The 13,668-nt window shown below is 71.6% G+C and carries 11 protein-coding genes; 9 read left to right on the plus strand and 2 right to left on the minus strand.

The window, feature by feature from the left end; translation table 11 throughout:
• From FHS37_RS25015 to FHS37_RS25025, 3 genes are read left to right on the plus strand one after another with little or no spacing between them, the layout of a single operon-like run.
• Complete coding sequence (locus FHS37_RS25015) at positions 1–1,932, plus strand: acetyl-CoA carboxylase biotin carboxylase subunit (protein ID WP_184825076.1); 1,932 nt, start codon at positions 1–3, stop codon at positions 1,930–1,932.
• The gene (locus FHS37_RS25020) at positions 1,929–2,876 is read left to right on the plus strand and encodes a hydroxymethylglutaryl-CoA lyase (RefSeq protein ID WP_184825078.1); all 948 of its coding nucleotides are present in this window, start codon (positions 1,929–1,931) and stop codon (positions 2,874–2,876) included. The genes FHS37_RS25015 and FHS37_RS25020 overlap by 4 nt, the downstream gene beginning before the upstream one ends.
• A gap of 5 nt (positions 2,877–2,881) precedes the next feature.
• On the plus strand, positions 2,882–4,042 hold the full coding sequence (locus FHS37_RS25025) for an acyl-CoA dehydrogenase family protein (protein ID WP_184825080.1): 1,161 nt from the start codon (positions 2,882–2,884) through the stop codon (positions 4,040–4,042).
• 80 nt (positions 4,043–4,122) lie between these two features.
• Here the strand turns inward: FHS37_RS25025 and FHS37_RS25030 are convergent, their stop codons facing one another.
• Positions 4,123–4,464, minus strand: coding sequence for a hypothetical protein (locus tag FHS37_RS25030; RefSeq protein WP_184825082.1), 342 nt, complete (start codon positions 4,462–4,464; stop codon positions 4,123–4,125).
• A 182-nt stretch (positions 4,465–4,646) separates the two neighbouring features.
• Between FHS37_RS25030 and FHS37_RS25035 the strand changes: the two genes are divergently transcribed.
• The 6 genes from FHS37_RS25035 to FHS37_RS25060 all read left to right on the plus strand — a co-directional run bounded on the left by FHS37_RS25035 (position 4,647) and on the right by FHS37_RS25060 (position 11,838).
• Positions 4,647–5,690, plus strand: coding sequence for an ABC transporter substrate-binding protein (locus FHS37_RS25035; protein ID WP_184825084.1), 1,044 nt, complete (start codon positions 4,647–4,649; stop codon positions 5,688–5,690).
• A gap of 35 nt (positions 5,691–5,725) precedes the next feature.
• Positions 5,726–6,595 (plus strand): siderophore-interacting protein, encoded by an 870-nt coding sequence (locus FHS37_RS25040; RefSeq protein WP_184825086.1) that lies wholly within the window; start codon positions 5,726–5,728, stop codon positions 6,593–6,595.
• A gap of 177 nt (positions 6,596–6,772) precedes the next feature.
• On the plus strand, positions 6,773–8,215 hold the full coding sequence (desA, locus tag FHS37_RS25045) for a lysine decarboxylase DesA (RefSeq protein ID WP_184825087.1): 1,443 nt from the start codon (positions 6,773–6,775) through the stop codon (positions 8,213–8,215).
• Positions 8,199–9,488, plus strand: a complete 1,290-nt coding sequence (locus FHS37_RS25050; RefSeq protein ID WP_184825089.1) for a lysine N(6)-hydroxylase/L-ornithine N(5)-oxygenase family protein — start codon at positions 8,199–8,201, stop codon at positions 9,486–9,488. The genes desA and FHS37_RS25050 overlap by 17 nt, the downstream gene beginning before the upstream one ends.
• Positions 9,485–10,066, plus strand: a complete 582-nt coding sequence (locus FHS37_RS25055; RefSeq protein WP_184825092.1) for a GNAT family N-acetyltransferase — start codon at positions 9,485–9,487, stop codon at positions 10,064–10,066. Before FHS37_RS25050 ends, FHS37_RS25055 begins: the two co-directional genes overlap by 4 nt.
• Complete coding sequence (locus FHS37_RS25060; RefSeq protein ID WP_184825094.1) at positions 10,063–11,838, plus strand: IucA/IucC family protein; 1,776 nt, start codon at positions 10,063–10,065, stop codon at positions 11,836–11,838. Before FHS37_RS25055 ends, FHS37_RS25060 begins: the two co-directional genes overlap by 4 nt.
• 91 nt (positions 11,839–11,929) lie before the next feature.
• Here the strand turns inward: FHS37_RS25060 and FHS37_RS25065 are convergent, their stop codons facing one another.
• Positions 11,930–13,570: a beta-N-acetylhexosaminidase gene (locus FHS37_RS25065; protein ID WP_184825096.1), complete on the minus strand. Its 1,641-nt coding sequence runs from the start codon at positions 13,568–13,570 to the stop codon at positions 11,930–11,932.
• Positions 13,571–13,668 lie beyond the last annotated feature (98 nt).

Here is a 13,668-nt window from a genome sequence, read left to right on the forward strand (position 1 = left end):
ATGTTCGAGACAGTTCTTGTGGCCAACCGGGGCGAGATCGCCGTCCGCGTCATCCGCACCCTGCGGTCGATGGGCGTGCGCTCGGTGGCCGTCTTCTCCGACGCGGACGCCGACGCCCGGCACGTCCGCGAGGCCGACACGGCGGTGCGGATCGGTCCGGCGCCGGCCGCGGAGAGCTACCTGTCGGTGGAGCGGCTCCTCGAGGCGGCGGCCCGCACCGGCGCCCAGGCGGTCCACCCGGGCTACGGCTTCCTCGCCGAGAACGCCGGCTTCGCGCGCGCGTGCGCCGGGGCGGGGCTGGTGTTCATCGGCCCGCCGGCGGACGCGATCTCCCTGATGGGCGACAAGATCCGCGCGAAGGAGACGGTGAAGGCGGCCGGGGTCCCGGTCGTGCCCGGCTCCAGCGGCAGCGGCCTCACCGACGGGCAGCTCGCCGACGCCGCGCGCGGGATCGGCATGCCGGTGCTGCTGAAGCCGTCGGCGGGCGGCGGCGGCAAGGGCATGCGCCTGGTGCGGGACGAAGCGAAGCTGACCGACGAGATCGCCGCCGCCCGCCGCGAGGCCCGCGCCTCCTTCGGCGACGACACGCTCCTGGTCGAGCGGTGGATCGACCGTCCCCGGCACATCGAGATCCAGGTCCTGGCCGACGGCCACGGGGGCGTCGTCCACCTGGGCGAGCGCGAGTGCTCCCTCCAGCGCCGCCACCAGAAGATCATCGAGGAGGCGCCCAGTGTGCTCCTCGACGAGGAGACCCGGGCCGCGATGGGCGAGGCGGCGGTCCAGGCGGCCCGCTCCTGCGGCTACCGGGGCGCGGGCACGGTGGAGTTCATCGTCCCCGGCGGCGACCCCTCCTCGTACTACTTCATGGAGATGAACACCCGCCTCCAGGTGGAGCACCCGGTCACCGAGCTGATCACGGGACTGGACCTGGTGGAGTGGCAGCTGCGGGTGGCGGCCGGCGAGCCGCTGCCGTTCGGGCAGGCGGACATCCGGCTCACCGGCCACGCGATCGAGGCGCGTGTCTGCGCGGAGGACCCGGCGCGCGGCTTCCTCCCCTCCGGCGGCACGGTGCTGAAGCTGCGCGAGCCGCAGGGCGACGGCGTGCGCACCGACTCCGGACTGAGCGAGGGCACGGAGGTCGGCAGCCTCTACGACCCGATGCTGTCCAAGGTGATCGCGTACGGCCCCGACCGCGCGACGGCGCTGCGCAAGCTCCGGGCGGCCCTCGCGCGGACGGTGACGCTGGGCGTGCAGACCAACGCCGGGTTCCTGCGGCGGCTGCTGGCGCATCCGGCGGTGGTCTCCGGGGACATGGACACCGGCCTGGTGGAGCGCGAGGCGGACGGCCTGGTCCCCGCCGACGTGCCCGAAGAGGTGTACGAGGCCGCGGCTGCCGTACGCCTGGAGGAGCTGCGCCCGCGCGGTGAGGGCTGGACGGACCCCTTCTCGGTGCCGGACGGCTGGCGCATGGGCGGCACGCCCAGGCCGGCCGCGTTCCACCTCCGGGTCACGGACCCGGTGGAGCACACCCCGCGCGGCACCCACACCGTCACCGCCGACCACGTGTCGGTGACGTTGGACGGCGTCCGGCACACCTTCCACCGCGCCGCCGACTGGCTCGGCCGCGACGGCGACGCCTGGCACGTGCGCGACCACGACCCGGTCGCCGCGTCCCTCACCCGGGCGGGCCAGGCGGGCGCCGACTCGCTGACCGCGCCGATGCCCGGCACGGTGACGGTGGTGAAGGTCGCCGTCGGCGACGAGGTGAGCGCGGGCCAGAGCCTGCTGGTGGTGGAGGCGATGAAGATGGAGCACGTCATCTCCGCCCCGCACGCCGGCACGGTCACCGAGCTGGACGTGGCCCCGGGCACCACGGTCGCCATGGACCAGGTCCTGGCGGTCATCGCACCCGCGGAGGAGGAGACGGCGTGAACACCCCGGAACTGGGACTTCCGATGGCCGTGCCGGCCGAGGGCCTGCCCGCGCGCGTCCGCATCCACGAGGTCGGCGCGCGCGACGGCCTGCAGAACGAGAAGGCGGTCGTCCCGGTCGAGGTCAAGGCGGAGTTCATCCGCCGCCTGGCCGGCACCGGCCTGACCACGATCGAGGCGACGAGCTTCGTCCATCCCAAGTGGGTGCCCCAGCTGGCGGACGCGGAGGACCTGTACCCGGCCGTCGCCGGCCTGCCGGTGTCGCTGCCGGTCCTGGTGCCGAACGAGCGCGGCCTGGACCGCGCGCTGGCGCTCGGCGCCCGGCGGGTGGCGGTCTTCGCCAGCGCGACGGAGTCCTTCGCCAAGGCCAACCTCAACCGCACGGTGGACGAGGCGCTGGCGATGTTCGAGCCGGTGGTGCGGCGGGCGAAGGCGGAGGACGTCCACGTCCGCGGCTACCTGTCGATGTGCTTCGGCGACCCCTGGGAGGGCGCGGTCCCGGTCCCCCGGGTGGTGAAGGTCTGCCGGGCCCTGCTGGACATGGGCTGCGACGAACTGAGCCTGGGCGACACCATCGGCGTGGCGACGCCGGGCCACGTGACCGCCCTGCTCACCGCCCTCACGGAGGCGGGCGTGCCCGTGTCCGCCCTGGCCGTGCACTTCCACGACACCTACGGCCAGGCCCTGTCCAACACCCTGGCCGCGCTCCAGCGGGGCGTCGCCACGGTCGACGCCTCCGCCGGCGGACTGGGCGGCTGCCCGTACGCGAAGTCCGCCACCGGCAACCTCGCCACCGAAGACCTCGTGTGGATGCTGCAGGGCCTCGGCATCGACACCGGAGTCGACCTCGGCCGTCTCGTCGCCACGAGCGTCTGGATGGCCGCCCACCTGGGCCGACCCAGCCCGTCCCGCACCGTACGAGCCCTCTCCCACCAGGAGCAGTGAACGCCATGGACCACAAGCTCTCCCCCGAACTGGAAGAACTCCGCCGGACGGTCGAGGAGTTCGCACACGACGTCGTGGCGCCGAAGATCGGTGACTTCTACGAGCGGCACGAGTTCCCGTACGAGATCGTCCGGGAGATGGGCCGCATGGGCCTGTTCGGCCTGCCGTTCCCGGAGGAGTACGGCGGCATGGGCGGCGACTACTTCGCGCTGGGCGTGGCCCTGGAGGAGCTGGCCCGGGTCGACTCCTCGGTGGCCATCACCCTGGAGGCCGGCGTCTCCCTCGGCGCCATGCCCCTCCACCTCTTCGGCACGGAGGAGCAGAAGCGTGAGTGGCTGCCGCGCCTGTGCTCCGGCGAGGTCCTGGGCGCGTTCGGACTGACGGAGCCGGACGGCGGCAGCGACGCGGGCGCGACCCGCACGACGGCCCGCCTGGACGAGTCGACCAACGAGTGGGTCGTCAACGGCACGAAGTGCTTCATCACCAACTCGGGCACGGACATCACGGGCCTGGTCACGGTCACGGCGGTGACCGGACGCAAGCCCGACGGCAGGCCGCTGATCTCGGCGATCATCGTCCCGTCGGGCACACCGGGCTTCACGGTGGCGGCCCCGTACTCGAAGGTCGGCTGGAACGCCTCGGACACGCGGGAGCTGTCGTTCCAGGACGTCCGCGTCCCGGCGGCCAACCTGCTGGGCGAGGAGGGCCGGGGCTACGCGCAGTTCCTGCGCATCCTGGACGAGGGCCGCATCGCCATCGCCGCGCTGGCGACGGGGCTGGCGCAGGGCTGCGTGGACGAGTCGGTGAAGTACGCGCGGGAACGTCACGCCTTCGGCCGGCCGATCGGCGCCAACCAGGCCATCCAGTTCAAGATCGCCGACATGGAGATGAAGGCCCACACGGCCCGCCTCGCCTGGCGCGACGCGGCCAGCCGCCTGGTGGCCGGCGAACCCTTCAAGAAGGAGGCGGCGCTGGCGAAGCTGTACTCCTCCACGGTCGCGGTGGACAACGCCCGCGACGCCACGCAGATCCACGGCGGCTACGGCTTCATGAACGAGTACCCGGTGGCCCGCATGTGGCGCGACTCCAAGATCCTGGAGATCGGCGAGGGCACGAGCGAGGTCCAGCGGATGCTGATCGCCCGGGAGTTGGGCCTGGCCGGCTGAGCCGCCCGGGGCCGGTCCGCGTCCGCCCGGGCGCGGACCGGTTCGCCGGGCGCGCGCCGGTCACCCCGCCGCGGGTCCCCTCAGCCGTCGACCAGGACGAACAGCGTCATCAGCACCGCCATCGGCGTCAGCACGAGCCCCGAGCCGACGGCCCAGTACCGGCGCGTCGACACGCCCGACTCCGGACGGGCCAGGGCGTTCACCGGGATCCACAGGGCCAGGAAGGCCGCCCACAGCGGGGCCAGGAGCATCGCCCAGGGCAGCATGCCGTCGTTGTCCGTGGGTTCACGGGAGGTGAGGCCCAGCTCCGCCAGCGGGTAGTTCGCCGCGAACATCATCGACAGCCACAGCGGCACGACGGCCACGACCCCGAGGACCAGGTTGACGGCCACGGACGGGCCCCAGCGCCGGACCGACTCCACGTCAACCCCCCTTGTGCGGCGGGGGCCACGGTACAGGGCACGCATGCCGGCGGTCCGTGAGGGGATGCACACCGTCCCCCCTCTGGACAGACCATGAGGTTAGGCTAACCTAAGCCTGTTTCCAGCCAAGGGGCCGCGAGCGCGCACCCGCCGGCTCCGTACGCACGAAAGCAGACCCAGCCATGTCGAACGCCAGAACCGCCCGCCTCTCCCGCCGCGGACTGCTCGCCGCCGGCGGCGCCCTCGGACTCGGCGCCGCGCTCGCCGCCTGCGGGGGCGACGACGCGAAGAGCGGCGGCTCGGAGTCGGCGAAGAAGGGCAAGTCCGGCCCCTGGTCCTTCAAGGACGACCGCGGCACCACGGTGAAGCTCGACGAGGTCCCCACCAGGATCGTCGCGTTCACCGGTGTCGCCGCCGCTCTTTACGACTACGGCATCGAGGTCAAGGGCGTGTTCGGCCCGACCAAGACGCCGGACGGCAAGGCCGATGTCCAGGCCGGCGACATGGACGTCAGCAAGCTGACGATCTTCGGCAACAAGTTCGACAGCTTCAACGTCGAGCAGTACGCGGCCTTCCAGCCCGAGGTGCTCATCTCCACGACGTTCGACGACGCCGGCACCCTCTGGTACGTCCCCGAGGCCTCCAAGGACAAGATCGCCAAGCTCGCCCCGAGCGTGGCCGTCTCCGTCTACGACCGCCAGATGCCCGAGCCGCTGCAGCGCATGGCCGAGCTGGCCGAGTCGCTGGGCGCCGACATGAAGGCCGCGAAGGTCGTCGAGGCGAAGAAGAAGTTCGAGGCCGCCGCCGAGCGGCTGCGCAAGGCCGCCAAGGCCCGCCCGGAGATCAGGGTGCTGGCCGGCTCCGCCGCGCCGGACGTCTTCTACGTCTCCGGCTCGAACTACTCCATCGACCTGGAGTACTTCAAGGCCCTCGGCGTGAACATCGTGGAGCCCCCGGAGGAGGCCAAGAAGGCGACCGGCGGCTGGTTCGAGACCCTGAGCTGGGAGAACGTCGACAAGTACCCGGCCGACGTCATCATCATGGACGACCGCGCCTCGACCATCCAGCCCGCCGACATCACCGAGGGCACCTGGAAGAAGCTCCCCGCGGTCAAGGCCGGCCAGGTCATCTCCCGCTCCCCCGAGCCGATCCTGTCCTACGACAAGTGCACCCCGCTGCTCGACAACCTCGCCGAGGCCATCGAGAAGGCCAAGAAGGTCGACTGACCGTCCCCGTCGGAACCCTCCCCCCGGAGTCGCAGGTGACCACCGCCGTAGCCGCCCCGTTCCGTTTCTTCGCCCTCCGGGTCGTGACGACGAGGCGGCTCGGCCCGTCCCTCGTCCGGATCACCTTCGCGGGCCCCGAACTGCGGGACTTCCGTTCCGACGGACTCGACCAGTCCCTGTCGCTGTTCCTGCCGCACCCGGGCCAGAGCGAGCCGGTCGTGCCGCTCGAGCTGGGCGAGGACTGGTGGCGGGGCTGGCGCGAACTGCCGGACGACGTCCGGGCGGTGATGCGGTCGTACACGCTCCGGGAGTTGCGGACGGACTCCCGGGGGCGGACCACCGAGGTCGACATCGACTTCGTGCTGCACGGCATCGGACCGGACACCTCGCTCCGGGCCGGCCCCGCCTCCCGCTGGGCGGCGGGGGCGAGCGCCGGCGACCGGGTGCTGCTGCTCGGCCCGGCGGTCGCGGACAACCGGGCGATCCGCTTCCGGCCGCCCGAGGACACCGACCTGGTCCTGATCTGGGCCGACGAGACCGCGCTACCCGCCACCGCCGCCGTCCTCGAGTCGCTGCCGGCCGGCACCCGCGCCCGGGTCTGGCTGGAGGTGCCGCACTCCGGGGACGTCCACGACCTGGCCACCGAGGCCGACGCCGAGGTCACCTGGTTCGTGCGGGAGGGAGCGGACGCCGCCCAGGACTCCCCCCTGGCCCTCGGCAGCCTCCGCGCCGACCGGCTCCCGCCCGCCGAGCGGCCGTACGTGTGGATCGCGGGCGAGTCCGGCTGCGTGAAGCGGCTGCGGCGCGTCTTCGTGGACGAGCACGGGATCGACCGCCGCCGCGTGACGTTCGTGGGCTACTGGCGCCGCGGGATGACCGAGGAGCAGCTGCGCGAAGAGGGCTGACCCCGCGGCGGGTCGGACCGCCGCACCCCTGGGGCCGGAGTGATCACGGTCACATCGGACCCGACCGGACCCCCCGTCACTTAGGTTAGGCTAGCCTAAGTAGCGCGACAGGCCGCCCCGCGGCCCCGGCCCACTCCCCACCCCGCACCGGACCGTCCCCACCGGAGGACCCCCACCATGCGCTCGCACCTGCTCAACGACACCACCGCGGAGCATTACCGTCGCTCCGTGACCGAAGGAGTCGAGCGGGTGGCCGCCAAACTCGCCACCACCGACCGGCCGTTCACCGGCGTCACGGTCGACGCCCTCTCCCCCCGGATCGACGAGATCGACCTCGACCGGCCGCTGCACGACACCACCGCGGTGCTGGACGAACTGGAGGACGTCTACCTCCGGGACGCGGTCTACTTCCACCACCCCCGCTACCTCGCCCACCTGAACTGCCCGGTCGTCATACCGGCGTTGCTCGGCGAGGCCGTGCTCTCCGCCGTCAACTCCTCCCTGGACACCTGGGACCAGTCGGCCGGCGGCACCCTCATCGAGCGCAAGCTCGTCGACTGGACCGCGCGGCGCATCGGACTCGGCCCGGCCGCCGACGGCGTGTTCACCTCCGGCGGCACCCAGTCCAACCTCCAGGCGCTGCTGCTGGCACGCGAGGAGGCCAAGACCGAGTCGCTCGCGAAACTGCGCGTCTTCGCCTCCGAGGTCAGCCACTTCAGCGTGCAGAAGTCCGCGAAGCTGCTCGGTCTCGGGCCGGACGCCGTGGTGCCGATCCCCGTCGACCACGACAAGCGGCTCCGGACGGTCGCCCTCGCCCGTGAGCTGGAGCGCTGCACCGGGGCGGGCCTGGTCCCCATGGCGGTCGTCGCCACCGCCGGCACCACCGACTTCGGCTCCATCGACCCGCTGCCCGAGATCGCCGAGCTGTGCGAGCGGTACGGCACCTGGATGCACGTGGACGCCGCCTACGGCTGCGGTCTGCTCGCCTCGCTGAAGCACCGGAACCGCATCGACGGCATCGAGCGCGCCGACTCCGTCACCGTCGACTACCACAAGTCCTTCTTCCAGCCGGTCAGTTCGTCCGCCGTGCTGGTCCGCGACGCGGCCACGCTGCGGCACGCCACCTACCACGCGGAGTACCTCAACCCGCGCCGCATGGTGACCGAGCGCATCCCCAACCAGGTCGACAAGTCCCTGCAGACCACCCGCCGGTTCGACGCGCTCAAGCTGTGGATGACGCTGCGCGTGATGGGCGCCGACGGCATCGGCCGGCTCTTCGACGAGGTGTGCGACCTGGCCGCCGAGGGCTTCGAGCTGCTCTCCGCCGACCCGCGCTTCGAGGTGGTCGTCGCGCCGAGCCTGTCCACGCTCGTCTTCCGCTACGTCCCGGCGGCCGTCACCGACCCCGCCGAGACCGACCGGGCCAACCTCTACGCCCGCAAGGCCCTGTTCGCCTCCGGTGACGCGGTGGTCGCGGGCACCAAGGTCGCCGGGCGCCACTACCTGAAGTTCACCCTGCTCAATCCCGAGACCACGACGGCCGACATCGCCGCCGTCCTCGACCTGATCGCCGGCCACGCCGAGCAGTACCTGGGAGAGTCCCTTGACCGCGCTTCCTGAGTCCGCCACGACGTACGACTTCGTGGGGATCGGCCTCGGCCCCTTCAACCTCGGCCTCGCCTGCCTCACCGAGCCCATCGACGAGCTCGACGGCGTCTTCCTGGAGTCCAAGCCGGACTTCGAGTGGCACGCCGGGATGTTCCTCGACGGCGCCCACCTGCAGACGCCGTTCATGTCGGACCTGGTCACCCTCGCCGACCCGACGTCCCCGTACTCCTTCCTCAACTACCTGAAGGAGAAGGGCCGGCTGTACCCGTTCTACATCCGGGAGAACTTCTACCCGCTGCGGATCGAGTACGACGACTACTGCCGCTGGGCCGCGGGCAAGCTGTCCAGCATCCGCTTCGGCACGACGGTCACCGAGGTGACCTACGACGAGGCCACCGAGCTGTACGCCGTGCACACGGCGGCCGGGGAGACCTACCGCGCCCGGCACCTGGTCCTCGGCACCGGCACCGTGCCGTTCGTCCCCGAGGCGTGCCGCGGCCTGGAGGGCGACCTCTTCCACAACGCGCAGTACGTGCACCGCAAGGCGGAGCTGCTCGGGAAGGAGTCGATCACGATCGTCGGCAGCGGGCAGAGCGCCGCCGAGATCTACCACGAGCTGCTCTCCGAGATCGACGTCCACGGTTACCGGCTCGACTGGGTCACCCGCTCCCCGCGGTTCTTCCCGCTGGAGTACACCAAGCTGACCCTGGAGATGACCTCCCCGGACTACATCGACTACTTCCGCGCGCTGCCCGAGGAGACCCGCTACCGGCTGGAGAAGCAGCAGAAGGGCCTGTTCAAGGGCATCAACTCGGACCTGATCGACGCGATCTTCGACCTGCTGTACCAGAAGAACGTCGAGAGCCGCGGCCGCGGCGTCCCCACCCGGCTGCTCACCAACTCCTCGCTGACCTCCGCGCGGTACGAGGACGGCGGCTACACGCTCGGCTTCCACCAGGACGAGCAGGACAAGGACTTCGAGATCCGCACCGAGGGCCTGGTGCTGGCCACCGGCTACCACTACGAGCCGCCGGCCTTCCTCGACCCGATCCGCGACCGGCTCCGCTTCGACGGCCACGGCCGTTTCGACGTGACCCGCGACTACGCCATCGACGTGACCGGCCGGGGCGTCTTCCTGCAGAACGCCGGCGTGCACACGCACAGCATCACCAGCCCCGACCTGGGCATGGGCCCGTACCGCAACAGCTGCATCATCCGCGAGCTGCTCGGCACCGAGTACTACCCCGTCGAGAAGTCCATCGCGTTCCAGGAGTTCGCCGTATGAGCACCCGCGACACCGGATCCGGGCACACCGGCTTCAAGAACGAGCTCGGCACGTTCACCGTCCGCCCGCTCGACCCGCTGACCGACGCCGAGCTGCTGCACCGCTGGGTCACCGACCCGAAGGCCGCGTTCTGGATGATGCAGGACGCGAAGCTCCAGGACGTCGAGCGCGAGTACATGAGGATCGCGGCCGACGAGCACCACCACGCCTGCCTCGGGCTGCACGACGGCGAGCCCGCCTTCCTCATGGAGTGGTACGACCCCGCCCACCGCGAGCTGGTCGGCCTGTACGAACCGGAGCCCGGGGACGTCGGCATGCACTTCCTGGTCGCGCCCACCGACACCCCGCTGCACGGCTTCACCCGTTCCGTCATCACCGCCGTGATGGCGCACCTGTTCGACGACCCGGCGACCCGGCGCGTCGTCGTCGAACCGGACGTGTCCAACAAGGCGGTGCACGCCCTGAACGAAGCCGTGGGCTTCGTCCCCGCACGCGAGATCGACAAGCCGGAGAAGAGGGCCTTGCTGAGCTTCTGCACCCGCGAACAGTTCACCGCGGCCACGGGGGTGGGCGCATGAGCCCCGCCGACGCCGTCTCCCACCTCACCCCCGAGCGCTGGGAGCGGGCCAACCGCCTGCTGATCCGCAAGGCGCTCGCCGAGTTCGCGCACGAGCGGCTGATCACCCCGGAGGAGACGGGTGCGGGCTCCTACGCCGTCCGCAGCGACGACGGCCTGACCCGGTACCGCTTCACCGCCGTCCGCCGGGCGCTGGACCACTGGCAGGTGGACGCCGACTCCATCGTCCGCCACCGCGGGGACGAGGAACTCCCGCTCGCCGCCCTGGACTTCTTCATCGAGCTGCAGAAGTCGCTGGGGCTGAGCGACGAGATCCTCCCGGTGTACCTGGAGGAGATCTCCTCCACCCTCTCCGGCACCTGCTACAAGCTCGCCAAGCCGCGGGTCACCTCCGCCGAACTGGCGCGGAGCGACGACTTCCAGGCCGTCGAGAGCGGCATGACCGAGGGCCACCCCTGCTTCGTCGCCAACAACGGGCGGCTCGGCTTCGGCGTCCACGAGTACCTGGCGTACGCACCGGAGACGGCGAGCCCCGTGAAGCTGGTGTGGCTGGCCGCGCACCGTTCGCGGGCCGCGTTCACGGCCGGCGCCGGCATCGAGTACGAGTCGTTCCTGCACGGCGAGCTGGGCGAGGAGACCGTCGAGCGGTTCCACGGCGTCCTGCGCGGGCAGGGGCTCGACCCCGCCGACTACCTCCTCGTCCCCGTGCACCCCTGGCAGTGGTGGAACAAGCTGTCCGTCACCTTCGCCGCCGAGGTCGCGCGCAGGCACCTGGTCTGCCTGGGCGAGGGCGACGACGAGTACCTGGCCCAGCAGTCCATCCGGACCTTCTTCAACACCTCGCACCCCGAGAAGCACTACGTGAAGACGGCGCTGTCCGTCCTCAACATGGGCTTCATGCGCGGGCTGTCCGCCGCCTACATGGAGGCGACCCCGGCGATCAACGACTGGCTGGCCCAGCTGATCGAGAACGACCCGGTGCTGCGGTCGACGGGCCTGACGATCATCCGGGAGCGGGCGGCGGTCGGCTACCGGCACCTGGAGTACGAGCAGGCGACCGACCGTTACTCGCCGTACCGGAAGATGCTGGCGGCGCTGTGGCGGGAGAGCCCGGTGTCCTCGCTCGAGGACGGCGAGACCCTGGCCACCATGGCGTCGCTCGTCCACGTCGACTACGAGGGGAAGTCCTTCGCGGGCGCGCTGATCGAGCGGTCGGGGCTCGCGCCGGCCGAGTGGCTGCGGCGCTACCTGCGCGCCTACTACGTCCCGCTGCTGCACAGCTTCTACGCCTACGACCTGGTGTACATGCCGCACGGCGAGAACGTCATCCTGGTCCTGGAGGACGGCGTGGTGCGGCGGGCGGTCTACAAGGACATCGCCGAGGAGATCGCGGTGATGGACCCGGACGCGGTGCTGCCGCCGGAGGTCTCCCGGATCCGCGTGGAGGTCCCGGACGACCAGAAGCTGCTGTCGGTCTTCACGGACGTCTTCGACTGCTTCTTCCGCTTCCTGGCCGCGAACCTCGCCACCGAGGGGGTCCTGGACGAGGACGGCTTCTGGCGCACGGTCGCGGAGGTCACCCGCGAGTACCAGGCGTCGGTGCCGGAGCTCGCCGACAAGTTCGCCCAGTACGACGTGTTCGCCCCCGAGTTCGCGCTGTCCTGCCTCAACCGGCTCCAGCTGCGCAACAACCGCCAGATGGTGGACCTCGCGGACCCGTCCGGCGCGCTCCAGCTGGTCGGCACCCTGAAGAACCCCCTCGCGGGGCTCTGACCCACGGGCCCGCGGACGGACGGGCCCACGGACGGACGGGCACCCCGGAGTACGGTCCTCCGGGGTGCCCGTCGGTGTTCTCCGTTCCCTGCTACGCGGCCGGCCAGGGCACCTGCGGGGACTTGTGGTAGCCGATCCCCATCGCGTCCCAGCGCGGCCCCTGCTCCGCGAGCCGCACCCGGTAGTCCTCCCAGTCGTGCGTGGCCGCGGGGGACCAGCCCAGCTCGGCCACTCCCGGCAGCCGCGGGAAGGCCATGTACTCGAGGTGGGCGGAGTTCTCGAGGGTCTCCGTCCACAGCGGCGCCTCGACCCCCCTCACCGCGGACGCGGGCACGCCCTCGAGGTACGCCCCCGGGTCCCAGTCGTAGGACCGCCGCACCTCGACGTACCCGGCCCAGGACAGCCCCAGCGGGGTGTCCTCGTCGTACTTCATGTCGAGGTAGCTCCGGTCGGCCGGGGAGAGGATCAGCCCGGTGCCGTTCCGGGCGGCCTCGGCGACCTGCTCCTTCTCCCGGGCGCCGGTGCCGTCCAGGCCCCAGTACTGGGCGAGGGCCCCTTCGGCCGGGTTCGCGCCGGTGAGCTGGTGCCAGCCGATCACGGTCTTGCCGTACTCCGCGACGATCGGCTGCACCCGGTCCATGAACTCCACGTAGTCCTCGTGCGGGGTGGAGTGCGCCTCGTCGCCGCCGATGTGGAGGTAGCGGCCGGGGGTGAGCGCGGCCAGCTCGCGCACCACGTCGTCGACGAAGTCGTACGTGACCTCCTTGCCGACGCACAGCGAGCTGAAGCCGACCTCGGTGCCGGTGTAGAGCGGGGGCGCCACGCCGTCGCAGTTCAGCTCGGCGTAGGAGGCGAGGGCCGCGTTGGTGTGGCCCGGCATGTCGATCTCGGGGACGACCTCCAGGTGGCGGGCGGCCGCGTGGCGGACGATCTCCCGGTAGTCGGCCTTGGTGTAGTGGCCGCCGGGGCCGCCGCCGACCTCGGTGGAGCCGCCGTGGGTGGTCAGGCGCGGCCAGGAGTCGACGGCGATGCGCCAGCCCTGGTCGTCGCTGAGGTGCAGGTGCAGTTTGTTGATCTTGTACAGGGCGAGCTGGTCGATGTAGCGCTTGACCTCGTCGACGCCGAAGAAGTGCCGGGAGACGTCCAGCATGGCGCCGCGCCAGGCGTAGCGCGGGGTGTCCTCGATGGTGCCGCCCGCGACCAGCCAGGGGCCGCGCTGCACGGTGTCCTTCTCGACGGCCGCGGGGAGCAGCTGACGCAGGGTCTGGACGCCGTGGAAGAGGCCGGCGGGCTCCGCGGCGGTGAGGGTGACGCCCGAGCGTCCGCTGTCCAGGCGATAGCCCTCCGCGCCGTACGGGCCCTTCGCGAGGCGGAGCCGGATGCCTCCCCCGCCGTGCTCGGTGACCGGCAGCCGGTAGCCGGTGGAGGGCCGCAGGACGTCCGCGAGGTACTCGCCGACGCGGCGGGCCTCGCGGGAGCCGTCGACCCGGATGCGGGTGTGCTCGGTGATGCGGTACGGGGATCCGCCCGGGGCCACCGAGGCGGGGGCCGGGATCACCCGGTCGAGCGGGACCGGGTCGGCCGGGCCCCGGCCGTGGTGCGCCCGTGCGGGATCCGCTCCCACGGGGCTCGCCCCCACCGTGAGGGCCCCGACCGCCGCGACCAGCAGCAGGGACCCGAGCAGCCGGGTGGTGCGGGGAGCCGTTCGGTGGTGCCGTCGTTGCCGTCTCACACGTACTCCCTTCGTCTGTTCCGTGCCAACTCCCTTGCTCCGCAAGGGAAATCGGACGGGTCTAGACCACTATCCCGCAGAACCGGTGAAACAATCAC

It is taken from the genome of Streptomyces griseomycini (assembly GCF_014203535.1).
In the GTDB taxonomy this organism is placed as follows: Bacteria; Actinomycetota; Actinomycetes; order Streptomycetales; family Streptomycetaceae; genus Streptomyces; species Streptomyces griseomycini.

Bases quoted from the DNA above. Each gene is read 5' to 3' on its own strand.
- FHS37_RS25015 (WP_184825076.1), top strand. From the start codon at position 1: ATGTTCGAGACAGTTCTTGTGGCCAACCGGGGCGAGATCGCCGTCCGC.
- FHS37_RS25060 (WP_184825094.1), top strand. From the start codon at position 10,063: ATGAGCCCCGCCGACGCCGTCTCCCACCTCACCCCCGAGCGCTGGGAG.
- FHS37_RS25035 (WP_184825084.1), top strand. From the start codon at position 4,647: ATGTCGAACGCCAGAACCGCCCGCCTCTCCCGCCGCGGACTGCTCGCC.
- FHS37_RS25025 (WP_184825080.1), top strand. From the start codon at position 2,882: ATGGACCACAAGCTCTCCCCCGAACTGGAAGAACTCCGCCGGACGGTC.
- desA (WP_184825087.1), top strand. From the start codon at position 6,773: ATGCGCTCGCACCTGCTCAACGACACCACCGCGGAGCATTACCGTCGC.
- FHS37_RS25055 (WP_184825092.1), top strand. From the start codon at position 9,485: ATGAGCACCCGCGACACCGGATCCGGGCACACCGGCTTCAAGAACGAG.